Below are 25,080 nucleotides of genomic sequence, written 5' to 3'. Positions count from 1 at the left end.
ATAGCTTTAATAAAACCAAGAAAGCAGCTGACCAACGTGATCGGCTGCTTTTTGTTCAACTAACGGACAGAATACCACGAAGCTTAGGAGGAGTAGGAAGATGATTCGGGGAGTAATTATTGAAGGGATGTCTACTGTAGGAAAAACATCATTATTTTCTGCTATAAAGAGATTACATAGTCAAACACCGAATAGTGAAAAAACTATAGTTGCAGTAAGTGAACACTATTCACAAGTATTGCATTCATACCAAGGTGTTTTAAGATCCATGGATAAGGAAGAACATATTTCACTTCTAAGTCGACATGTTGATTATCTTGAACAACAATACGATTGGATTAACTCTCTTGGTCATTCAAAACCATCAAAAGGTATATTCTTTCTTTTAGAGAGGTTTCATATAAATCATAGAGCTGCATTTAAAGCCTCTCCTGAGATTGAGTTGCTTGAGAAACGTCTATTCAGGATGAATGCACATTGTGTACTCTTAACCTTGACCAAGGATGCTGTTAAGCCTAGGTTTATTGAAAGTCGCGGTGAAGCTTGGAAGTCATATGTGATGGGAAAGTCTACTGCTACCCAAGTATGTGAAACGTTTTTAGATAATCAAGAAAAACTTCGAACTGCTACGAAACAATCATTGATTCCAACTATAGAGATTGACTCAGATAAAGCAGACTGGGATGCTTATGCGAAACAAGTCCTTATAGATTTAAGCTAAAAGATGGCGTTCAACAAAGACACTAGGGCATCCAGTCAGAAATCGGTTAAATCAAATGTGAAGCTTCATTGATGAAACTAACGGGCGACAGTAAGTTCAAATAAGCGATGAGATGAAGAGGGGGAACCCGAAATGAAGACGATCAAGTGCATGATGGACCACCTGTACTGGGCGGACGGACGTATCTTGGACGCGCTCGAAGAGAGTGGGACGAAGAACAAGGACCTTCTGAAGCTGATTCGGCATGTTGCCGTAGCGGAACGAGTCTGGTTGTCCCGATTGCAGGGCAAGGGCAGTGCGCAATATTCGTTGTGGGAGGAAGCGGAAGACCTGACGGCGATCCGGACGATGTTCGAAGAAAACGCCGAACAATATCGCGTCTATATCGAAGGGCTCGAGGAATTCAAGTTGGACGAGATGATCGACTATGCGAATCAGAGCGGGGTTCCGTTCCGAACATCCGTCCGGGATATCCTGCTGCAGGTCCTCTTGCATGGGCAATATCACCGGGGACAGATCAACCGGGCACTCCGGATCGAATCGGCAGAGCCTGTCCAAGTCGATTACATCACGTTCGCGAGGCTCTAACGGGCAGGATAGCGTGGCCTATAGAGGACTGGATATTCATAGATAGGTTTCTTAATAAGAGGAAAAGAAACCTATCCTGGGATAACTGAAAGAGGATTAGAAAATATAGGTTTTAATTAATCATTAAACTCAACAAACACATGCATATACTTATCTAATCCTGGAAGACCGGTCGTTTCTTTGATATCCAAAAATTTAAGTTTTTCTTCCCAGTCCACTCTTTCTTGGTCGGACTCATCAGCAGCTACTTCAAAAATATATGCTAGAACAAAGGCATCGATACTCGAGACTCCGTTTATCAATTGTACCCAATCTTGCGGAAGAGCTACTTGGTTCTTACCAACTGCGATGCTCTTACCAGAGAAATTAAGAATCAATTCCTGTTCTTGATTTTTAATCGTAGTCAGTTTGTTCTTTCCATCCCATTTAATTGTTGCTCCGGATGCTTTAAAGACATCCTTCACTGGAACATAAATGGAGTTATACGTCGTTGTAGTCAACTTGTGGTTCTTTGTGATATTTAGTTCTATCTTTTTTAATGAAGGATTATACACATTCGCCGCACGTTCCTTAAAAGGTAGATCCAATAAGGATTGATCCAAAGCAGATGCAACGGATCCTACACCTACAACTAAACTTAACATCAACAATAGAGAAACTAATCGTTTCATCTTGATTCCTCCTTAAGCATTGTTGTTCACGTAACATAAACGCTACAAGCCAGGAAAAGGTTTCCTTTAAAATCCAATTTTATGAACGGTGATAAATCTTTTTTTCCAAAACGAAAATTATCCATTAATCTAACAGGCAGGATTGCTTAATCAAATATCGAATGCTTTAACGAACATTTCTATTAAGGAGGTTAGGCATGGAAATTAAGATACGAGAAATTGTAGCGAATGATTATAATGAAGTTGTTTTTTTATGGAACGATGTTCTTGAGATTCGAAATGTTAATGATGAAAACTTTCGAGTTACAACAGAAAAAATGAATGATGCCGGGAATTACAAAACATTTGTTGCATTATTCGAAAACGATGTGGTTGGTTTTGTAACTATAGTTCAGGCATTATCCATAGGGGTTTCGATTGGTTATTTACATATACAAGCTCTGGCCGTAAAAAAGGAATTTCAGCATCGTGGGGTAGGTACAAAACTGTTAAGACGCACTGAAAATTATGCTAAAGAACTCGGAATATCTAGTATTATTTTATGCAGCGGATTCAAGCGAACCGACGCCCATGCGTTCTATGAGCATAATGGCTATGACAAAGATTCATACTGCTTTGATAAGGCTGTTAACCTTGATTAGTAAGTAATAATTAAATCAAATTAATCAATTATTTCCTTTACTTAAGAGGGGTTTGAGACGTATAATCCGTTCAGATATCAGAGCAAGAAGAGGGGATAAATGATTATGAATAACGGGTTGGTCAACGCTATTATCGCGTATATCATGTGGGGGGTTCTCCCGCTTTATTGGAAGTTGTTTAGCGAAGTTCCGGCAGGCGAGATTCTGACGCATCGGGTTGTTTGGTCGTTCGTTTTTATGGGTATTCTGGTCGCCGCCCAGCGCCGCTGGGGTGATATAAAGAAGATTGCGACTAACCGCTCGCTCCTGCTGTCTCTCACCGCGAGCGGGCTGCTGATTGCTGCCAATTGGCTCATCTTCATCTGGGCAGTCAACAACGGCCATGTCGTCGAGACAAGCCTTGGCTATTATTTGAATCCGTTACTGAACGTGTTGTTAGCAGTCTTCTTCCTTCGTGAGAAACCAAACCGCGGCCAATGGCTTGCGATTGCCATTGCTGGCGTCGCGGTACTCATCATCGCGATTGACTATGGGCGGTTTCCGTGGGTCGCGATCTCGCTGGCTGCGTCATTTGGTTTGTATGGCCTGGCGAAGAAGAAGATCAAGCAGGACGCTTCTATAGGCTTATTTTCGGAGACGGCTGTAGTCCTGCCTGTCGCGCTCGGCTACTGGATCTATTTGGCCGTCGTGGGGAAAACGACGGCATGGACGCTGCCTGCACCGACGTTCATCGAATTGCTTCTTTCCGGCGTAGTCACGGCGCTACCGCTGCTCTTTTTTGCGCGTGCAGCCGCCCGGATGTCGCTGTCAACCCTCGGCTTCGTTCAGTACATCGGGCCGACGATCATGCTGTTACTGAGCATATTTGTATTCAAGGAATCGGTCTCGCCGGTTCTGCTCGTTGGCTTTGCGCTCATCTGGACGGCGCTTGTCGTATACGCTACAGCATCGATTCGCGGCACGAAACTCGCGAAGGCGAGCTGATGGCAAAGGATCACGGTATCATCATAATGGCTCTTTCCGTCCGATAAGGCGGAAAGAGCCGTTTTTCGTTTGTGATGTTATCTGGCGCTTCTAACCAGAGCATCCGAAAGACACATATAAGTTGAAAAGAAAGATTTTTAATCCTCTGAAATTCTTTCCAATTATAGTATGATAAGACTATCGTTAGCTTCTTCAAACATGGCCAGTGTTATCTCTGCGGCTAACGGGTAAAGGCCATATCGAATGACCACGAAGACCATCCTATAGATAAAGATAAGGAGATCCAAATATGACAGTAACTTCGATCATTGAACAAATCCGAATTATTGAATACGATCCCTCCTTTGCTGCCGCTGTCGCTGATATGTGGAACCGCAGTAACGAAAGTTGGGGAGGCGGCACCAACCAGAGAACAGAAGATACTGTTCGCCGGGAGATGGAGACTTCGTCCAATCTTCATGTATTTCTTGCCGTTCATGAGACAGAAGTTGTTGGCTTCTGCAGCTTTGCCCACTACCGTTATGACGAGAATGCCCTGTATGTACCGCTATTGAATGTGCGTCCCGATTATCATGGCTACAAGGTCGGACGTAATCTGATCCTGAACGCCGTTCGCAAGACCGTGGAAGCGGGATGGCCTCGCCTGGATCTGTTCACATGGGCAGGCAACACCAAGGCTGTACCGATGTACAAGAAATGCGGATTCTTCTGGGAGAAAAAAGATGATAACGTGCATCTCATGAACTTTATCCCGACCATCTTGCAGACGGAAGCACTTGCTCCTTATTTTGAAGAGCTGGATTGGTACGCAGACAGCACGCGTGAACTCGTCATTGAGCCGGATGGCCGACGGGTGCGTGGTTTCGATTTCTTTGATTATTCCTGGAAAAAGGGAGATGTCTCCCTGCGAGCCAAATTTGAGAAATCGGGTCGCGGGCTGACGGCACTTGAAACACCAGATTACGAAATCTCAACAGAGATCGATGATCATGATCTCGTATTTGGTTCCGCATACAAGGTTCGCTATCGGATCACGAACCGCTCAACTTCCGAGTTGAAATTCGAGATCAAGGGCCAGGACAACAAAAATATTCGTTTTGCGTTGGACGTTGCAAGAACGGTTGCTTCGGGAGAAACGGTAATTGTGGAGGGCGAGTTCCACCTTGATCCGGTTCAAGAGGAGCAAAGCCAGAATAAGACGCATCCCGTCGTCACGAGCACATGGCTGATCGGTGGCAGAAAGGCCGAGTTCCGTATAGGCGTTGCCCCGAAATTCCCGGCCAAGATCAACACAGCGTTGCCCGTAAAAGAGCTCTATACAGGCATCCCGGCCGAGCTGTACCTGAACGTGGAGAATAATTTTGATTCCGAAGCGGAATTCACTTTTGACCTGCCGGAGGATGCATTTCTAGAGTGGACAGAACCTTCGGTGCGCTTCACGGTCCCTTCAAAAGGCAAAGCCTCTGTACCGGTAACCTTCACCTTGCGTTCGTATGGTTTCTATTCGAGAGAAGTTGAGGTAACGGCTGTTCCGACGGATAGACAGGCGGTCTCTTTCACAACCAAGCTGTCTGTTCTGATGAAAGGTACACAAGGACGTTATGGCGGGGAAAACGGAGATCAGTGGGTGGCCGTGAACGGTGCATTCTCTCTCCATATGAGTAAGCAAGAGAACAACATGTGGATTGAATACCCTGGCTCGGTTCACACGTTCTGGTGGACCTATCCGAAGCTGGGTAAGCCATTTGCAGAAGAATTTTCCAAGAAGAAGCCTAGAGAAGTGAAGATTTACTCCGAAGGAGAAAATCAGGTTCTTGAAGCACTTTATGTATCGGAAGACTTCCCTGGTTTGGAGATCAAGTCCGTCGCCAAGCTGTCTGCCAATGGAATCGCTGAATTTCACCACGAGATTGGGAATACTCGCAGCACAGAGCTGGAAGAAGATATGTTCTTGATGACGAACTTCGGTTTCTTCGGTAACCGGCTTATTCTCCCGTATCAAGGCCGTTATGTGGATATGGGTGACGCGTACTCTGGCGATCCGAGCCATTGGGACAGCTCGCAAATTACAGAGAACTGGCTGTTCTGTAAGGAAGAGTACGGTGCTTGTGGTATCTATTGGGACCCTTCCCTGAAGCTGCTTCGTCCGGAACACACACTGGGGTTGCAGCATGAGCTTGGCCGAATTCCAGCAGGAGCCGTTGTGCGAACAAAGGCGACCGTATTTGCTCTGAACACCTTTGCCAAATGGCATGATTTCCGAGCTTTCGCTCGTAAACAGCCGATCACGGTTGTACCAACGCTGGACAACCATCTTGAGCTGGAATTGGGTGGTGGTAATCCGTTCGCCCAGGATGTGCTGACAGCAGAACTAATTGAACGGAAAATGGTTCCGCTCGCCGGACAGCTGGAACTGTACGTGCAGAATGGTAGCACACCGGAGCATGTAGCTGCTGATATGGAATTAACCCGAGAGCAGGACCTGCGCTCTGCTAAATTAGAGTTCTCCCCTGAGGGAAAGGATGCGACCGAAGAACGCGATCTTGGCTGGAAGGTTCGGGCCGTATATCGAGGTGAGGATCGGATTCATGAACGGACCGCCCTCTGGTATCCGCAGACAGGAACAGCCGTTGATTGCGTAATTGAAGAAGGTCCAGCAGGTCCTGTGTACACGGTGAGCAACGGAGTTATTTCGATGGCAGCTGCCCCTGGCTTCGGAAGTGTCGTGCATTCCTTGAAGTACCAGGGTGAAGAATGGCTGGACAGTACGTATCCGGAAGCAGCTCCACGTTCCTGGTGGAATCCATGGTACGGCGGACTTGGTGTGGGTATCCCTGGTATGAACGGTTTCAGCCGTCAGTTGGAACAAAGAAGCGCGGCTTGGACGGAGCGGAAGGATGAATTCGGTAACGTCTGGAAAGGAATTCAGATCACGACTCGCATCGAGAAGCATGAAGCGAATCGGGGAATCACGGTACAGCAGCATTACCTCATGCTGCCCGGCATTCCTGTTCTCTGTGAGATGCATTCAGTTACAAACGATAGTGGCTTGGCGCTGGATTACTCCCTAGCGGAGGAACATTTCTTCAAACCTTCGCCTGTCTTTGCTGATGGTTGGCTGGAACACCCCGAGCAAGGGCGGTACCCTCTCGGCAAGGTAGACGCTTATCTTCAGTCCAAGGGATTCTTGCGAATGGGTGCGGTTTCGCGTAAAGACATGCTGCATGCAGTGAATCGTTATCCTAATCAGAACGCTGCGGGGTTTGTAAACAATGTGGTGCTTGGTCACAGTGTGTATCACAATCTGCCACTGCTGAACGGGGAAACGGTCTGGACAGAGCCGACCTATCTGATCTTGGGGCAAATTCCTCTGAATCCAGAGGATGTACGTGGCCTTCTGCAGCTAGACTTTGCAACTTCAAAAGGTGAAAAGGAGGCTTAACATGCCGATTATTGATATTCACATTCATCTGTCGGACATCGACAGCTTTCATCGAACGGCGATAGATTTATCGAAAGTGGATTATTCTGCCGCTGGCCTCAAGGCGGAGTTTGATAAGAACGACGTTATTCTTGGCATCGGCATGGGGGTTACGGAGCAGACGAAGGGAGCGTTCCCGGATTCCAGTTCCCCCAACCCGATGGGACTTGATTTGGAAGAAACGGTTCCCTCATTCCTCATGGAATGCGTCGGCATTAATCCAAACCAGCTTGGTGGTGAACACGCTCAGGACGAGCTGGACCGGATTGAAGCACGATTGCAGGCGCCTGAGGTAGCTGGAATCAAACTATATGCGGGGTATTATCATCACTACGTTTATGACAAGATCTACACTCCAGTCTATGAACTGGCAGCCAAGTATAACGTGCCGGTCGTTATTCATACGGGGGATACGTACTCCATGAATGGATTGCTCAAGTATGCACATCCACTGACCGTAGACGAATTAGCCTTTCAACAGCGCGGTGTGAATTTTATGATCTGTCATTTGGGAGATCCTTGGGTGATGGATGCTGCTGAAGTAGTGGCGAAGAACCCGAACGTTTACGCAGATTTGTCTGGTCTTGTGGTCGGTGATCGGCCCCAATTCGAACGGTTTATGAACGAACCCTTGTTCATGGATCATTTCCGCCGGGCGCTGGTGTATTCAGATCATTACGAGAAAATGCTGTTCGGAACTGACTGGCCGCTTGCGCCGATCGATCTGTATGCCGAATTCGTCCGCCGACTTGTACCGGAGCAACATCATGAGAAGGTATTCTACGAGAATGCATTTGGACTATTTCCGCGCATTAAACAGCGAATTGCAGATCTGGGTTAAGCACCAGCTCATTAGTAACTGAGGGGAATGTATGCAGTGTATGTCATGGAAGGCATACGATGTTGATGCAGGATTCCTATCATGTAAGCTAAGCTCCTGACACTTCCGGTGGCAGGAGCCTTTTTTTATCCGGGAAAACGTGAATTCTTCCTACGGCTAACTTGGAATGAGTAAGGGATCAGGAGAACAAAGGTTGAGTTACCATCTTCATATATTTTTTTAAGTCGTCTTTTGCATGTGAGTGTTGTTCCCATACCCCAAGGTTCCAACTCATATAACGGATACCAAGATAACGAGACGCCAGGGAGAAGTATTTTTCGAATTGCTCTTGTGGAATATTGTATCCGTGGGAACTTAGAGCCTCACGATAAATCTCTACTTGCTTTAAGTGACTACAGCGTAGAGGAATATCGAAGAACAGGGAGCCATACCTTGCTTCCTCCCAATCGATATAATAGACATCCTCATTGTTGTGAACCAATACATTGCCGGGGTTCAAATCATTATGTATGATCGTATTCATATGTTCATCCCGGATTAGAATTTCAAGATCATCTACGATGCTACTGGCTACAGCTTCAATTTCCGATATGATCGTTAATCCAAATTCCTCAATGAATGCAGGACTTTCTATGGCTGTGTTCCACGAAGGTCGCCAACGATTTTCCAACATGTCGATGATATGATTTCGATCCACAGTGGGTATCCAGGGAAGTTCTTCTTTTAACCCCATATTCGTTCCATGTATGTAAGCCAGCGCTCGTAATTCTTTATTCTGAAGCAGTTCCAGATCCAGATGGCTATAATCGGTTTGGTAGTCCACATCCTGAATGCAGATCAAGCTGCGATCTTCAGTAGGAGGTTCGTTTGATAGGCTAAAGGGCACATTAGCCCCTTGTGAAAATAATCTGGACAAGGCGGAGCGTTCAATGAACGTAGCCTTCTTCGTAACGAGAGAAAGGTCCGTCTTTACTCCATTTACTATGAGCTCAATATGATGTCGAAGCAATTCTACGGCCTGAAATCCTGCTTGGATAGAGTTACTTTCCATGTTTAGGATGTGAGCATTCGAGAATACATACTTATTAATCGTTTGTTCTATTAATGGTTGTACTGTGATAGGTTCCATACTCATCTGTTATCTCCTTTCTGTCGGTCAGTTAGTAGCATCTTTAATATTATCATTGAGGACTGGCTCTGTCAGAAGCATAAAGTTATTAGTAAATCCATCTTTCTGAAGGAATATGGCTTCCATTTTTTGAGTGTTCATATCATAATAATAGATTCCTCGTTTCTGATCTGCACCTGCATCTGCTTGAACATTTTCCCCTAGGAAATAGAAACCTTGTCCGTCTTTAGACAAGAACAATCCACGGCTAGCCTTAATCGGGAGGTCAATCTTCTTTCTTAGTCCTGTTTTAATATCAACGATACTGTATTCAATTGGATATTTGTTAATATGTTTTGCCGTGGCAATCAGAATCTGATTCCCCCTTGCGGATAGAGTTAGAATTTGTTCCTTGTCCAGTTCAACAACCTTACGTGTCTGTTTCGAAATTCCATCAATCTCGATAATGGTATGTTTTGGAGGAACCATAGGCGTTTGGTTTTTATTAGACTCTTCCATCTGATGAAATTGCTCTTCTTCTGAGAACTGAATGGCATAGGTTTTGCTCGTTTCCGGATCATATGCAATTTCCCATGTGGTTGTATCCGAGTCATTGTCATTTAATATAGTTATTTCATGACTTTCTTTATCAAAGAACATGACTTTGACAGGGCGTTCTCCCTTCTTTACTGCAGCTAGTACCAATGTATTGTCAACGGTATTCGGAATAATCGTATTGATTGCAAATAAGCCCGAGCTCAACTGCTGAGCCGTTTTTGTCCTTTGATCATAAGAAAATAACTCATCACCCTTACCTTCTCCACTTCCTGAATAGTAAATGGTATCATCGGCTAAAGAAGCTGCGGTTAAGGGGTATTGGGAGTTATAAGGTAGTTCCGCCGTTTTAGTTATAGATTTAGTATGAAAGTCATAGGTGTACACATTCATGATCATGCCGTCACTGGTATCTGTTCCATTCACATATTCCGTGTTCGTAATCGAAATATATTCATTGACTTGTGGCTCAATAGTTGTCATTTCAAGTGGGTTCACTTCTTTCACTTGATTTTTTCCTGAACTACATCCCTCAAGAAGAAGTAGAACAATTATAACCAAAATGAATCTTGCTAGGAAAAACTTGTTTTTCATGATCTCATCATCCTTTTCATCAGAGAAGATACTAGAAGGCGACGTAAAATCGTCTTCTTTATAATATATTTTTTTAAACCGTGTAGGAGTATCAGTATTAAAATAAAAGAGAAAAAGACCATTTAAATGAAAAAATCAAGAATAAATGGCCATAAGGAATGCTCGTTGCCTTCTCTAAAAAAAATATTTTCTGCAAACGTTTTTCTTACTGAAAGATTAGATACTATCTACCGATATAAAGTTATCCCATACAAAATTGGACACTAACATCGCAGAAACGGAAGGTGGATTTATTGTTAATCGCGAAGGCGAGAGAACGCATGATCAACATGTCGTTCAGAGTCAAATTACCGCTGATGATCAGTTTGCTGGTAACAATCGTATTGGTGGTAACAGCGGTACTATCTTACAGCGTAGCGGCTATCATTACGCTGGACAAAAGTAAGGATGAAATTAAAGCAACTTCTGACCGGATTGGTGCAGGTTTGCTTACCTCACTAACGCTGGAAGAACAATCGACGTTTCTGATTACAGCGCATCGCACTTTCCGGGATTTACTGGAGATTCGAAATACGGAAGGACAGAGTGACGAAACATTTTTCTCGGAAAATAGTGAACTGGTGGATAAGGCCAACGGAATTTTAGGAGACAGCCTGGCCGGGATGAAGGGCAACAGCGTTCTTATTTTGTTGGACCAAAAAGGCACCGTTGTCGCAGCAAACAATCCTGAAATACTCGGTGGGGAACGCGCCAGCCGTTCGTATTTCCAACAGGCCATGCAAGGGCAGAACTTCATCAGCGAAGGTGTGATCTCTGAATCGTTGGGGACACTGGGGACCGTCTCTGCCATGCCGATCTATAATGATAACAAGGAAGTGGAAGGCGTCCTTGCATCTACGGCCTCGACCTCATTTTTCGTGAACCAGCTGCAGGACATCAAAATTAATGAAGAAGGCAAGGTCATTATTTTGGATCGTGTAGGCACCGTGATGTTTAATTCCGCAGATGAAAAGACGGAGGGACAGAAGCTGGAATCCGGTGAATATCAATCACTGGTTGATCTGCCTTCAAATGGAGAGCTGCAACAAGGTGAAATTAGCACGGAGGATAAAGTTGTATTCTATTCCAAAATCCCGAGAGCAGACTGGACGATTATTGTTGAAGATAAGTTAAGTGATGTACGGAAACCCTTGGTTGCTATGGCCAATAAAATGTATATTGTATTGTTCAGTGCCATTGCAGTATCTGTCATTGCAGGAATACTAATCTCGCTGCTTGTCACCAAACCAATCTCGAAACTGACTGTATTGTTCAGACAACTTGCTAGCGGAGATCTCACAGTACAAGCTGAGGGAACATATAGCGGGGAATTCAAGCAACTGGTGGAGAGTTTCAATACAATGGCAGAAGACAATAAACAATTGATCTCCAGCATGAACCACTCTATCGGTGTTCTGAATGTAAGTACAACCGAGCTGGACAGGTCCACACAGCAGACGTCGGCATCTATTGCGGATACAACGACGACCGCAATGGAAATATCACGGGCGATGGAATCCCAGGCGAATGATACGGAAGCCATTGTGGATAAATTCATGAACGTGGGTAACAAGATTGAGAATGTGAACGAGATGTCCCAGGCGGTCAAGCAAAGGGCGGATGGAATTACCGAAGCATTCAAAAACAATCAAGCCGTTATTGATGCACTTATCGCGGTGAATGATCAGAACGAGAGCGAAGTTCGCAATATCTCGCAGACTACTCTACAACTCGCTGAGAGCTCTTCCGACATTCATCAGATCACAGGCACCATCGCCGAGATTGCGAATCAGACCAAGCTGCTTGCCCTAAATGCTTCCATTGAGGCTGCAAGAGCAGGGGAGCATGGGCGTGGTTTCGCTGTGGTTGCTTCCGAGATTCGCAAACTTGCTGAACAGACAACGTCACAGTCCGAGGACATCAAGCGAATTGTAGGCAGAACGATTGAACATGTTGATCAGAACAATAGCAGTGTACAAGCGATCGAGGCGATTACACAACAGCAGAAGAGCAGTGTTAACCAGACCAAAGAGACCTTTACTTTTGTCACCCAAAACATGAATGACATGATGGATCAGGTTCAGGCTATCGCTTCCGAGATTGAATCCATTGAACGTGATAAGGATGACGTTATTGGAGCAGCACAGAATTTGTCAGCATCAGGGGAAGAAGTATCTGCATCTGTAGAGGAAGTGTCGGCTACAATGCAGGAACAGTCCGGCATGACCGAGCATTTGGCAGATATGGTGCAGACCATTAATGGATTGACCAAACAACTTGCCGAAGAATCATCCCGGTTCAAAATAAAATAGAAACAAGAAACAAGAAACAAGGGGCATAGTCCCATAGCTAGAGTTATAAGTAAAGCTACAATTTTACTTTCATATTTCTGACCATACTGATCTTTCCGTCCTATTATTAAAACCTCCCAGCCTGGTGAAAAACCAGCTGGGAGGTTTCTTTGTCCGTATTTAATCGTAACTTTTATCGTACGAACCAACTGAGCGGCTGCGGTGAAGTGTCTGCGGTATCCCGAAGATCATGGGCCTTGACATTGCTGCCGTAGATCATGGAATCACTGCTCAGTCGATAGGAAGGGAAGCTGTTCTCTGATTGCAGGCGAAGGCAAGGCTCGAAATAGATCTGTTGCTGTTTGTTAATGAGAAAAGGAAGCGAATCCGATTCAATCCGAATGTCATCACTGTCCGGCTCGCTAACGATCAGAAGCACTGCAGTACCATCACATCCGCATCCATCGGTGTCATAAAACAGCTTGAAATAGCCTGGCCGATCTCCCAGCATCGCGTTAAGTCTTGATTCTGCCAGCGGACTGACCTGAATGATCATAACGTCGTTCACACTCCTCTAATCACCTTATGAATTCGCTTACAATCTAATATATGGAACATGAATGCAGAATAGAAGGTAAAATAAATGAAAAGAAGCGAAATCGCATTCATATAAGGCTTATCTACAAGGAAAACCGATATTACATATCTCAATGAGTAAGGAGTATATTGCGGACATACCCATCGAGAGACGTCGCTGGTTCAGTCAAGCAACAGTACACAGATCGTGAATACCTACGACAAGCTGTTTATTTGACTCGTAAATGTGGCTCGGAATGAAACCCATTTCATCCCGATACCTTATCTGGTATGATAAGCAGGAATATTAGAGAAAAAGGATGGTTCCACATATGACACCGATTACCATATATGATATCGCCAAAGAAGCGAACGTATCCGTATCCACAGTCTCCCGTGTGCTGAATGATACGGCACCTGTGCGTGCAAGCACGAGGGAGAAGATCATGTCCATCATTGAAAAACACCAGTTCCAACCCAACGCGCAGGCGCGCAGTCTGATCAAGAAAGAAACGGGAACGATTGCGATCATCCTGCCGGACATTACGAATCCGTTCTTTCCGGAAGTGTTCTGGGGAGCGGAGAACGAGGCACGTGGATTGGGGTATACATTCTTCCTGTGCAATACGGCCGGTGATTACAGCCGGGAGTCCGAGTATTTGTCCATTTTGCGCGAGAAGCGGGTAGATGGCATTATTTTTCTCGGTGGACGAATTAACATGCAGGTCTGTCCGGATGACATGGCTCAGGAATTGATTGATATGGGCAAACGCATGCCGATCGTGCTGGTTAATGGCAATATTGCCAAAGGTGGATTCCATCGGGTGTACACGGATGAAGGGGCAGGGGCGGTTTTGGCTGCTGAACATTTGCTCGAACTGGGACATCGGGATTTTGCTTTTGTGGGCGGTTTGAAGGAGTTGTCTACCACGATGGTTAAGGTCAAAGCCATTCAGAAAAAACTGCGTGAGCATGGACTCGAAATTCCCAAAGAACGCCAACTGCTCGGAAGCTTCTCCATTGAAGACGGCAAACGAGAGATGTCCAAGCTGCTGGATCGCGGGAATCCTCCAACTGCGGTGATCTGTGTGAACGACTACACGGCAATTGGTGCGATTAAGGCGACCATTGAACATGGCTTATCGATTCCGAAGGATATTTCCATTGTCGGTTTTGATGATACGCCCCTCGCCAGTGCGGTTATACCGGAGCTGACGACGGTATCCCAGAATACGTATCAGCTCGGCAAGCTGGCCGTGGATAAGCTGCATGAGCTGATTAATCAGGGCAATCCGAAGAAACAGACTGTTCTGCAACCAGAGCTTGTTGTACGCCAGAGTAGTGGACCTGCACCACGATAAATGGGGAATGTTTGGAAAAGAAAGCGTTGACATTCCTTCGGAGGGTGAAATATAATGAGGTCGTAAATGAAACCCCTTTCATAAACTGGAACGGGTTTTAATTTTAAACTTTATGAAACCCATTTCATGAAACGGGTTTCAGTTGTCTGATCTTCCATTCATATTTCGAGGGGGCGTACGGTATGAGAAAAAGTTTAAAGGTCATTTCGTTATTGATGCTGGTCATGGTCATGGGTTTGACAGCCTGTAGCAAGGGCGATAGCGGTGCAGCTGGCGGCAAGGTCGATCTTAGCATGACGATCTGGGGCTCAGAGGACGAGAAGAAGATTTATCAGGAGAGACTCGACATTGTGAAGCAGACCTATCCCGATATTAATGTGAAACTGAACGTCGTTGCCGGGGACTATGACCAAAAGGTTCAGACAATGATTGCCGGAGGAACTGCACCGGACATCATGATGATTGCCGAGAACTATCAGGCGTACGCCTCCAAAAACCAAATTGTTCCGCTGGATGAGATGATCCAGGCCAACAATGTGAACATATCAGAGCGTTATTCGGACGACATTGCAAACCTGATGAAATTCGATGGTAAACAGTTCGGTATGCCGGACCGTGCAGGTGCGATGGTGCTCTTTTATAACAAGGATCTGTTCGACAAGGCTGGGGTGGAATATCCGACCAAAGAATGGACACAGGAGGATCTGCTCGCCGCTGCTCAGAAGCTGACGGTGAAGGAGAATGGTAAAACGGTTCAATGGGGTTACTACCCGGGCAGCTGGTGGCCGCAATGGATGCAATTGATCTACCAAAACGGTGGTTCCCTGTTCGATGAGAGCGGCAAACCTACCTTTAATACCGAACCTGTACGCAAAGCGTTGCAATTCATGAATGACCTGACCTTCACACATGGCGTGGGACCGACACCAACGGAAATTGCCGACATGGGAAATATCGGTGCTGACCCATTGTTCGCCCAAGGCAAGATTGCGATGGAAACGACGGGATTCTGGAATATCGGTTCACTTGCCAAAGTGGAAGGCATCAATTGGGATATTTCTCCGATATGGGGAGAGACCAATGCGTTCTTCAATGGCTTCACGATTACAAACGAGTCCAAGCATAAGGAAGAGGCATTCAAAATCATTGAGGCGCTGACTACACCTGAAGCACAATTGCCGATGATCAAAGCGGGTCAGGATGCCCCGGCTACGAAGGCCGGCCTGTCCAGTGATGAGTTCCTGAATGCGGAATACGGCGGCAAGAAAATCAACATGGCTGCTTTCAGCGAATCCACCATCTACGCAGAACCATTCAATCCGCAATGGAATGAAATGATGAAGCTCATTAATGACAAGCTGGGTGTCTACTTCAACGATAAAGCCTCACTGGACGATACGGTGACTGAAATTCAGAGCGGACTGGAAAGAATCTACAAATAGCATCGACAGGGGACAGACGGAATTCGGTATGAATCCGGGTTCCGTTTGCTCGCTTCGTTATGGGAGGGCTTAACGTGAGAAAAAAGGACGGGAAATGGTTTTATATTTTCATCTCGCCTTGGCTGATTGGATTCCTTGGACTTACCCTGGGTCCGATTCTGTTTTCCATCTACATGAGCTTCACCAATTGGGATCTGTTCCAGTCTCCTGAATTCATCGGTGTGGACAATTACAAAAACCTGCTAACCGATGACCCGATCTTCTGGAAATCCGTAGGCAACACCTTTTTCTACGCATTAATATCGATTCCGCTGGGCATGTCCATCTCGCTCTGGATCGCCTATTACCTTAACAAAAAAATTAAGGGAATCACCTTCTTCCGCATCCTGTTCTATCTGCCTTCCGTCGTGCCTGTGGTGGCGAGCTCCTTGCTCTTCATCCACCTGCTGGCGCCGACGGAAGGGTTGATCAACCAGGCGCTTGCCATATTCGGCATTGAGGGCCCGGCCTGGCTGCTGGATCCGAATTGGGTTAAACCTGCTTTGATCCTCATGTCACTATGGGGCGTCGGGGGCGGCGTGGTACTGCTGCTGGCGGGTATGAAAGGTATCCCTCAGGAGCTGTACGAGGCCGCCGCCATTGATGGGGCGAAGAGCTCGCAATCCTTCTTCCACATTACATTTCCGATGCTGACTCCCGTCATCTTCTTCAATCTCGTCACCGGAATGATCGGAGCGCTCCAGACGTTCGCACAGGTATTCATCGTCACAGCAGGTGGACCAGACAATGCCAGTCAGATGGTCGTTCCTTACCTGTTCCAGAATGCGTTCCAGTTCTACAAGATGGGGTATGCATCGGCCATTGCCTGGGTGCTGTTCATCATCATCATGGCGTTGACCCTGGTTGTGTTCCGTTCGTCGGCGCTATGGGTGCATTACGAGGAGGGAAAAGCCAATGAGTAATCCATCCACTGTGGAGAAAACGATATCCTACATCTTTCTGATTCTGGTCGGAGTGCTGCTTGCTTCGCCTTTCCTGTACATGATCTCCATCGCCTTGGCGAGTGATGCTACAACAGTAAAATCAGCCTTTACCTTCATACCACTCGAATTCCAATGGTCCAATTTCTACACAATCTTCACGAATAACAATCTGGGTACGTATCTGAAAAATTCAGTCATTATTACGGTGATTACCATTGTCGGATCGGTATTGTCCGCTTCGGTCGTATCTTACGGCTTCGCTCGGATTAAGGCGAGAGGCAGTCGGTTCCTGTTTATTGTACTGCTCAGTACAATGATGATTCCGGGCGAGGTGACGATGGTGCCGCAGTTTATCATCTTCCGTCATCTGGACTGGATCAATACTTTCTATCCACTGATCGTACCAAGTTTTTTTGCCGGGGCATTCAACGTATTTCTCATTCGGCAATTCGTCATGAGCATTCCAAAGTCGCTTGATGAAGCTGCCATGATCGACGGCATGGGACATCCGGGCATCTACTGGAAGATCATTATGCCGCTCACATATCCGATACTTGCCGCCATCGCCATTTTCTCATTCTCCTATAACTGGGGGAACTTCATGGGACCGCTCATTTACATTAATGATCCGGAGAAAATGCCGCTCGCGCTCGGTGTTCAGCTTCTGACCACGGTAGGTGGCGGACAGATGCCGCCATGGAACCTGGTTATGATTGCTTCCCTGTTCCTGACCATTCCGATGGTGCTGGTGTATCTATTCGGGCAGCGTTATGTCTATGAAGCGAATATCAGTGGCGGCAGCAGCGGAATCAAGTAACGGGAGGTGCAGCAGTGCAGAACCAGTCAAGCGTGAAAGCCAGCGACCGAATACGATGCTGCACATGGGGAAAGGGGCGTATGCATCATGGATCATAACAACCCCCCTTTTGAGAACGACAGGAATGATAACCATGATCATACCAAGCATGATTACCAAAATCCGATTCAGCATGACAGGAATGAACATAACAAGCATCGCCGGTGGCGCAAGCGGAGCTACATTCTGATGAGTGTGGCCCTGGTCGCGCTGCTTGCTGGAGGAGGAATTATCATCAATCATTTTGCCAATGAATCATCCAAAACAATTGCATTCCAAGGTGAGCCGGTACGTCTGAAGCTGGAACAGTCCTATGATCATTTTGAAGGCTGGGGTACGTCGCTCGCGTGGTGGGCCAACAATCTTGGAGGATGGAAAGATCAAGCGAAGGTTAGTGAAGTCATGGATCTGGTGTTTGATGCTGAGAAAGGACTTGGTCTGAACATTGTCCGCTACAATATTGGCGGGGAGGAGAATCCCGACGCGAAGGCCCTTCGGCCCGGAGGAGATGTTCCCGGCTTCCAGCCTGAACCCGGCGTGTGGGACTGGGAGGCAGATGCAGGACAACGTGCCATATTACAGGGTTCTCTGGAACGCGGAGTCAACATTGCCGAAGCGTTCTCCAATTCACCACCCTACTGGATGACGATCAGCGGTTCGGTTACGGGTGCGGTGGATGGCAGCAACAATCTGCGAGAGGATCAGTACGATGCATTTGCGGATTATCTGACGGAGGTCGTGAAGCATTATCGCGATGAGTGGGGCATTACGTTCCAAACGCTTGACCCGCTCAATGAACCATCCTCGGACTGGTGGAAGAAAGGCAACATGCAGGAAGGCAGTCATTTTACCAATGACAAACAAGCCGAGATTATCCAGAAGGTTGCAGCATCACTCAAAAGTAAAGGACTGGACGGGACAGTCATCAGTGCTGCGGACGATAACAGCATTGACGAGACCGTTCACAATTTCAGCCTCTATGATCAGGATACGCTCGATGTGATCGACCAGATTAATACGCACTCCTATAATGGTAGCAAAATGGAAGAACTGCGCACACTGGCCGAACGGTATGGCAAGAAGCTGTGGATGTCCGAGTACGGAACAGGCGGCAGCGAGCCGCATAATCACGAGGACATGACTTCCGTGCAGGAGCTGGCGGAGCGCATCATGTTTGATCTGAAAATCATGCAGCCTTCTGCCTGGGTGTATTGGCAGGCCGTTGAAGATGAAGGTGCCAACAATAACTGGGGCTTTATTCATGCCAATTTTAATGGAGAAGAGCAGTACGAGATGACCAAACAGTATTATGGCATGGCCCAGTTTACGAAGTTCATCCGTCCAGGTGCAAAAATTATTCCAACGGATGATGGGCGAACACTGGCTGCATACGATGCAGAGCAGAAGAGACTGGTATTGGTCATTCGCAATGAGTTATCTGCCGGAACTACAGCATTTGAACTGGGGGCGTTTGACCTCAATAGTACGTCTACAGCACAGGTGTACCAGACGTCACCGGATCGGAACATGGAGGAGCTTGAAGATGTTCCGGTGTATGCCAATGGATTGGAAGTATCGACTGCGGACAATTCTATCACCACCGTGGTATTGGAAGGCATAACAATGCAGGCGAACTGAGGGTTAAGCAATATATCATTTTGAATACAGGACATATGAACTTAAACACAGAGAAGGAGGGCTTATCTTTGACAGAGAAACCATCCCTTTTGCTTCAGGAGCAGGAGAAGAATACACAGGCCAGGGCTGAGCGCAGCGTTCAATCCGAACTGACTTACGATCAGCGCAGCTTCATCATGAATGGAAAACGAGTATTTCTGAACAGTGCTACCATCCATTATTTCCGTATGCCGAGGGAGGAATGGCGGGAGGTACTTATGAAGGCGAAGCTGGCTGGCATGAATTGCATTGATACCTATTTTGCCTGGAACGTGCATGAACCAGAAGAAGGACAATGGTCGTTTGAAGGAGACAATGATTGTGGAGCCTTCATGGATCTGTGCGAAGAGCTTGGCATGTACGTCATCGCGAGGCCAGGTCCGTTTATTTGCGCAGAATGGGATTTTGGTGGCTTCCCGTATTGGCTGGAAATGAAACCGGGAATCAAGTTCCGACAAAATAATGAAGCTTATCTCCATTATGTAGATCTGTATTTTGACCGGATTATTCCAATCATTCGCAAGCGCCAGCTATCTGCCGGAGGCACGGTTATTCTCGTACAGGTCGAGAACGAATACGGGTATCTGATGGATGATACAGCAGCAAGTGCTCATATGAACCTCCTTCGGGACAACTTGCTTCAGCGAGGGATCGACGTTCCGCTTATCACCTGTGTGGGTGGCGCGGAAGGCACGATTGAAGGGGCCAACTTCTGGTCGGGTGCTGACGGGCATTATGCGAAGCTTCGGGAGAAGCAGCCGGATACACCGAAGATCGTTACAGAATTTTGGACGGGATGGTTTGAAAATTGGGGTGGACCTTCTGCCATTCAGAAGACGGCGCCATTGTTTGAGAAACGCATGATGGAAATTCTTCGCACCGGCTATACCGGAATCAGTCATTACATGTTCTACGGCGGGACCAACTTTGGCGGATACGGTGGCAGAACCGTGGGCAGCAGCGATATTTTCATGATTACCTCTTACGATTATGATGCGCCGCTGAACGAGTACGGGCGGGTGACGGCCAAGTATGCTGTAGCCAAAACGTTATCCTATGTTGTCCATGCGTTTGGAACATTGCTGATGGAGACGGAGGAAGTGCCAGCAGAGCAGATCAAGGTACGTCATCCACAAGGCGTTTCGGTACGAGGCAGGTCTAAAGGCAGCGAGAAGATATGGTTTCTTGAGAGTCACAAAAATGAGCGGGAGACGGTTCACGTCACGCTGGAGGAAGGCCGGACACTCCCCGTATCTCTGAATCCGGGGCAGATTATTCCGATACTGGACAGGGTGGAGATTGCCCAGAATGTATACCTGACAGGCGGCACGATGATTACGGGCAATGAAGTAGTGCACGGAGAATTGACTCTGTTCATCATTGCGGAAGCGGGGCAGCGTTCAGTCGTGGAACTGGAAACGAACACCTTGAATGTACAGGGCAGCAGCATGCAAGTGCAGGTTGAACGTGATCCGGTGAGGGAAGCCTATCGCTTCGATCTGGTACATTTCCGAGAGCCAGGCATCATTCATCTGGAGGCGAGTGGTGTCCCCATCCGTTTCGTGGTTCTGGACAAGGAAACGATGAATCGCACGTGGAGAATCGATGGAGGTGGAGAGCCAGATCAGCTGCGATATGCTATCGGATTTGACGATATTGATGTCTCTCTTTCCGGCCAGGTCACGGGGATGATCTCTGATCCGAATCGTACGATTATGCTTCTTGGCAGCTGGACGGATGGTGAACGGGCGTTGACTGGACATGAGTTCTTACACGGAGAAGGAAACGATTCACAGAGCGGCATACAGGATGGACATGTTCAGGAGTCATCCGCAGCCATTCAGCATGCGCAGTTCACGACGCCACCAATGCTACCGAAACTGTCGGGTTCCCCTGAGCTGTCTCGTGTGACATTGACAGCGGAACAGCGTGCTTCGAGTGGTCAACCCGAGCATTTTTCCCAATACGGACAGGATTTTGGGTATTTGTTGTACGAGTGCGACTTCGACCGTCCGGAGGATGGAATCACCACGCTCATTCTGCCGGATCTTCAGGACACGGCCAGAATATATGTTAATCGTGTGGAGCAAGCGCTGGTGCGTCAAGTTGGTGCAGCCGGTGTCCAGGTGCAGACGACGAAAGGAAAGAATACACTTCAGGTGCTGGTACAGCATATGGGCAGGCTGAATTTTTCTCCATATTTGGGTGAAAGCAAAGGTCTGGCAGGACCTGTGTATATCGGTGGTTCCGTTCAGGATATCCGCCGGAATTGGCAGACCGAGCATGGGGTGGTTCACCTTGATGAAGTGAATCATCTTCAGGAGGCTCCGCTTCTGAGCAGAAGCTTTACGCTGGATGGCATGGACCGTGCGATTCTCGTTGGAGCGGTGAGCCAAGGGGTGCGCATCAATGGTAAGGATGTGCCGATGGAAGGGTATCAGGACTGGTTTTCGTTCAACACATTGGATCTTTCCATTTACTTACGACCGGGAGAGATCAACACGCTGGAGATGCCTTATCGCAGAACACCCTTGAACCGGTTGGAACTGATCCTTTACCGGAGCGAAGAGGAATTGAAGGATTGGCGCATGGTGGGTACGGATGCCTTGCTGCCGCAACAATGGGAGACGTATGAGGTATCAAATGAATCAGGTGATCTCACTAAAAGTGGGCTGGCTGCTAACTATAGTGGCAATCGTAGTGCCCTTTCTGTGGGTAGCGATTCGCATAGTCAGCCTGTTTGGTACCGCTGGCGCTTCTCCAGATCGGCTGTGCCAGAACAGTACCGAGTGAACCTGATGCTTCGCCTTACTGGGATGAGCAAGGGAACACTTCATCTGAACGGGCACCATCTGGGACGTTACTGGCAGATCGGTCCGCAAGAGGATTACAAAATTCCGGTATCCTGGCTCCAGGATGAGAATGAATTGCTGTTGTTTGATGAGGAAGGCCGGACGCCAGAACGGGTGCGCTTCTTGTATGATAACTTGTCCCAGTATCCATGGGTTGTGGTCGAGTAAATCTTCTTTTTATTGTACCCTGCAAGGGAATTGGGTCTGTTCTAATCAGTCGTGTCCTGTTCTAGCTCGTCGCCTTTATTCTCTTAGCCTCTCTTAGCGGAGACTGCTCGGATGATTGAATCTATAGATTCTGAATCTCCGGGCAGCTCGGCTAAAATGATGGACGACGCGGATCGGTATTGCATTTATTGAAACCGTTTACATAACAGAATGGCGTGTTGTCACATGATCTGTGAGGGGGGGGGGGATGTTTGGCAAAAGAAAGATATTCCTGTCCCACATTTTGGATAAGGAGATGACCCATGTTCACAACGAAAAGATGGAGTACAAGGTTATTCACTACTTGTAAGTCCGGCATGATCATGCTGCTCGTAGCACTGCTTCTATTCATCACGTTATTTCCCAATACAGCCAGAGCAGCAACAAGTGTCTACACGATCTCGATTTTACCAATACGAGCGAATCCAATCTGTATATCTACGAATCCTACAATGCGACGAATTACGGTTTGCTTAAAGGGCCAACCTATACACCCCCGGCCAATCTGATCCGTGATCCCAGCATCATGAAGCATACGGATGGGCTTTATTATGTCGTTTATACTACGAACTGGTCAGGCAATACGATCGGCATCGCATCCAGCCCGGATAAGGTGAACTGGACGTTTGTCCGCAATATTACGCTATCTGCACCCACCACGATTGCACATACCTGGGCACCGGAATGGTTCAAAGACAGCAATGGCAGTCTGAACATCATCGTGTCCATCTCCCCTGGCAACTATGAGAACTTCAAACCTTATGTCATCACGGCGACCAATGCAACGCTGTCTTCCACAACATGGTCTGCTGCCACTGAGCTTGCAGGCATTGCACCCAACTACATCGATACCTTCATCGTTAAGACCGGATCAACCTATCACGCATTTACGAAGAATGAGATCACCAAATATATCGAATATGCTACAGCTACTTCTCTCACCGGACCTTACACGTTCAAAGGAACAGGCGATTGGGCTGGCTGGGGCTCCTGGGTAGAGGGACCTGCGCTCGTCCAGCTGGATAACGGTTCCTGGCGAATCTATTTTGATGCTTATTCCACGCAAAAATATTATTACAGCGACTCTGCCGACGGCTTCCAGACCTGGAGCGCAAAGCAGGAACTTGCCGGTCTGACCGGATTGGTTCGGCACATGACCGTGTTGAAGGAGACAGGACAGCCAGGCGATATTCGAAGGCTGGAATCGTACAATGTGCCCGGCAGCTATATCCGCCATTACTTCCTGGGGTAATGCTCTTACCGAAAACGGGAAAGGGCAAATCGCCCAATATCCTGATCCGTATGACCTGTTTGCACCAAGTCAGACAATATTTTGCCTACTGCACTTGCAAATTTGAAGCCATGACCGGAAAAGCCGCCTGCCAGCCATACATGGTCATGGGCGGGGTGACGGTCGATAATAAAATCTTCATCCGGTGTGAACTCGTATTTGCATACCGCACCACGCTTCAGCTTTCCGGCTGCCAGAGGCATCCGAAGTTCAAGCAACCTCCGCAGATCACCCTCATCCGTTTCATCAGAGCCAAATGGCGCCAGTGAACTGCCAGGTGCCCACTCCTGCCCCGTATCGTGACGTCCAATCTTCAGACCTGACCCGCCAATGCTCGGAAATCCATAATATCCGCCTTCTCTTCCAGCCAGCGTGAAACCGGGAAAGTGATTCTCGGCGAACAATGCCTCTGGAGCATCGAACCATCCCACGGTTTTGCGTACAGCCTGAATGGGAAGGTTCACGAATGGTTTCAGCGCCTGAAACCATGCCCCGGCACTGAGAATGACTTGATTCGCATAATACGTATCGCCAGCAGATGTGACGACTCCAACGGATTCTGCGCTGCACTCGATATGTTCAACACGTGTATGCGTCAACAGAGTCGCACCTAATGCTTCGGCTACCTGACGGAAGGCGAGCACGCAGCGCTCACTGAATAAATACCCTGCATCAGGCTCATACATTCCCTCGTAATGTTCAGGTACTTCAATGCCTGGCCAGCGTTTCATGATCTCGGCGGCACGCAAGGTTTCATACCGAATCCCTGCATCGTCAGCATGGGTTAAACGATTGTGAAAAGAATGGATGTCCGGGTCCACTATATTCAAGACACCCGATGGTACAAGCAATTTGGCCCCGGTCGTATCCTCCAGTTCCTCCCACAGCTCCTGCGCCAGAAGGGCCAAAGCTACATAGTCTGGTCCCCCACTGTATACGTGACGGATAAGCCGGGGTTCTCCGTGATGGCTGCCTTCGGCATGTGGAGGATCAAAGGCATCAATCAGCAACACCTTCAATCCGCTTCGTGACAGATAATACCCCGCGCTCATGCCCATCGATCCGGCTCCAACGATAATGACATCATAGGATTGTGATATGACCATCCCTCCTTTTACTTATTTTCCAGAGCCCAATCGTATACAGGATAATCTAGTCTTCAAATCTACGGCAGTCAATAGAACGGGTTATAGAGAAAGCCGATAAGACAATAGAAAATTTTGATTAAGGATAAAGTTGTATGCATACCAAAATAGTGGTAAAGTTTTGGAACTAAACATTCCGACCTGATTAGTAGGTATTATAACTTAATTCAACGTGT

Annotated in this window: 19 protein-coding genes; 14 read left to right on the top strand and 5 right to left on the bottom strand. The window is 47.3% G+C overall.

Annotation, left to right across the window (positions count from 1 at the left end):
* The first annotated feature begins 100 nt into the window (after positions 1–100).
* Together P364_RS0102995 and P364_RS0102990 are read left to right on the top strand one after the other, a co-directional pair.
* Positions 101–721, top strand: a complete 621-nt coding sequence (locus P364_RS0102995) for a hypothetical protein (RefSeq protein ID WP_024628677.1) — start codon at positions 101–103, stop codon at positions 719–721.
* 132 nt (positions 722–853) lie between these two features.
* On the top strand, positions 854–1,309 hold the full coding sequence (locus P364_RS0102990; protein ID WP_024628676.1) for a DinB family protein: 456 nt from the start codon (positions 854–856) through the stop codon (positions 1,307–1,309).
* Positions 1,310–1,425: 116 nt separating this feature from the next.
* Here P364_RS0102990 and P364_RS0102985 read toward each other — a convergent pair whose 3' ends face one another.
* Positions 1,426–1,980, bottom strand: a complete 555-nt coding sequence (locus P364_RS0102985; protein ID WP_024628675.1) for a stalk domain-containing protein — start codon at positions 1,978–1,980, stop codon at positions 1,426–1,428.
* Positions 1,981–2,177: 197 nt separating this feature from the next.
* Here P364_RS0102985 and P364_RS0102980 point away from each other — a divergent pair, with 197 nt between their 5' ends.
* The 4 genes from P364_RS0102980 to P364_RS0102965 all read left to right on the top strand — a co-directional run bounded on the left by P364_RS0102980 (position 2,178) and on the right by P364_RS0102965 (position 7,927).
* A complete protein-coding gene (locus P364_RS0102980; RefSeq protein WP_024628674.1) occupies positions 2,178–2,621 on the top strand; it encodes a GNAT family N-acetyltransferase in 444 nt (147 codons plus the stop codon).
* Positions 2,622–2,726: 105 nt separating this feature from the next.
* Positions 2,727–3,605 carry an EamA family transporter RarD gene (gene rarD / locus P364_RS0102975; RefSeq protein ID WP_024628673.1) on the top strand — a complete coding sequence of 293 codons (879 nt, stop codon included), beginning with the start codon at positions 2,727–2,729 and terminating at the stop codon, positions 3,603–3,605.
* Between the two features lie 289 nt (positions 3,606–3,894).
* Positions 3,895–7,047, top strand: coding sequence for a GNAT family N-acetyltransferase (locus P364_RS0102970; RefSeq protein WP_029880680.1), 3,153 nt, complete (start codon positions 3,895–3,897; stop codon positions 7,045–7,047).
* A 1-nt stretch (position 7,048) separates the two neighbouring features.
* Positions 7,049–7,927: an amidohydrolase family protein gene (locus tag P364_RS0102965; protein WP_024628672.1), complete on the top strand. Its 879-nt coding sequence runs from the start codon at positions 7,049–7,051 to the stop codon at positions 7,925–7,927.
* A gap of 178 nt (positions 7,928–8,105) precedes the next feature.
* Here the strand turns inward: P364_RS0102965 and P364_RS0102960 are convergent, their stop codons facing one another.
* Both P364_RS0102960 and P364_RS36010 read right to left on the bottom strand, forming a co-directional pair.
* On the bottom strand, positions 8,106–9,062 hold the full coding sequence (locus tag P364_RS0102960; protein WP_024628671.1) for a phosphotransferase: 957 nt from the start codon (positions 9,060–9,062) through the stop codon (positions 8,106–8,108).
* 21 nt (positions 9,063–9,083) lie between these two features.
* Entirely contained in the window at positions 9,084–10,184 is a 1,101-nt protein-coding gene (locus P364_RS36010; RefSeq protein WP_024628670.1) for a hypothetical protein, read from the bottom strand.
* A gap of 293 nt (positions 10,185–10,477) precedes the next feature.
* Here P364_RS36010 and P364_RS0102950 point away from each other — a divergent pair, with 293 nt between their 5' ends.
* Positions 10,478–12,535, top strand: a complete 2,058-nt coding sequence (locus P364_RS0102950) for a methyl-accepting chemotaxis protein (protein WP_094936887.1) — start codon at positions 10,478–10,480, stop codon at positions 12,533–12,535.
* 172 nt (positions 12,536–12,707) lie between these two features.
* Here P364_RS0102950 and P364_RS0102945 read toward each other — a convergent pair whose 3' ends face one another.
* A complete protein-coding gene (locus P364_RS0102945; protein WP_236642207.1) occupies positions 12,708–13,082 on the bottom strand; it encodes an iron-sulfur cluster biosynthesis family protein in 375 nt (124 codons plus the stop codon).
* Between the two features lie 340 nt (positions 13,083–13,422).
* On the opposite strand from P364_RS0102945, the gene P364_RS0102940 reads away from it, so the two are divergent.
* The 7 genes from P364_RS0102940 (at position 13,423) to P364_RS35030 (ending at position 23,720) form a co-directional block, all read left to right on the top strand.
* On the top strand, positions 13,423–14,451 hold the full coding sequence (locus P364_RS0102940; protein ID WP_024628667.1) for a LacI family DNA-binding transcriptional regulator: 1,029 nt from the start codon (positions 13,423–13,425) through the stop codon (positions 14,449–14,451).
* A 182-nt stretch (positions 14,452–14,633) separates the two neighbouring features.
* Positions 14,634–15,893: an ABC transporter substrate-binding protein gene (locus P364_RS0102935; protein ID WP_024628666.1), complete on the top strand. Its 1,260-nt coding sequence runs from the start codon at positions 14,634–14,636 to the stop codon at positions 15,891–15,893.
* A 74-nt stretch (positions 15,894–15,967) separates the two neighbouring features.
* Entirely contained in the window at positions 15,968–16,855 is an 888-nt protein-coding gene (locus P364_RS0102930; protein WP_024628665.1) for a carbohydrate ABC transporter permease, read from the top strand.
* Positions 16,848–17,693 (top strand): carbohydrate ABC transporter permease, encoded by an 846-nt coding sequence (locus P364_RS0102925; protein WP_024628664.1) that lies wholly within the window; start codon positions 16,848–16,850, stop codon positions 17,691–17,693. Before P364_RS0102930 ends, P364_RS0102925 begins: the two co-directional genes overlap by 8 nt.
* Before the next feature lie 87 nt (positions 17,694–17,780).
* The gene (locus P364_RS0102920; RefSeq protein ID WP_236642206.1) at positions 17,781–19,370 is read left to right on the top strand and encodes a glycoside hydrolase family 30 protein; all 1,590 of its coding nucleotides are present in this window, start codon (positions 17,781–17,783) and stop codon (positions 19,368–19,370) included.
* Between the two features lie 68 nt (positions 19,371–19,438).
* Positions 19,439–22,429: a beta-galactosidase gene (locus P364_RS0102915; protein ID WP_024628662.1), complete on the top strand. Its 2,991-nt coding sequence runs from the start codon at positions 19,439–19,441 to the stop codon at positions 22,427–22,429.
* Positions 22,430–22,937: 508 nt separating this feature from the next.
* Entirely contained in the window at positions 22,938–23,720 is a 783-nt protein-coding gene (locus tag P364_RS35030) for a glycoside hydrolase family 43 protein (protein WP_236642205.1), read from the top strand.
* Positions 23,721–23,725: 5 nt separating this feature from the next.
* Here P364_RS35030 and solA read toward each other — a convergent pair whose 3' ends face one another.
* The gene (gene solA / locus P364_RS0102905) at positions 23,726–24,865 is read right to left on the bottom strand and encodes an N-methyl-L-tryptophan oxidase (protein WP_024628661.1); all 1,140 of its coding nucleotides are present in this window, start codon (positions 24,863–24,865) and stop codon (positions 23,726–23,728) included.
* Positions 24,866–25,080: the final 215 nt, after the last annotated feature.

Source organism: Paenibacillus sp. MAEPY2 (genome assembly GCF_000499205.1).
In the GTDB taxonomy this organism is placed as follows: Bacteria; Bacillota; Bacilli; order Paenibacillales; family Paenibacillaceae; genus Paenibacillus; species Paenibacillus vandeheii.
This window is presented reverse-complemented; position numbering and strand designations above follow the sequence as displayed.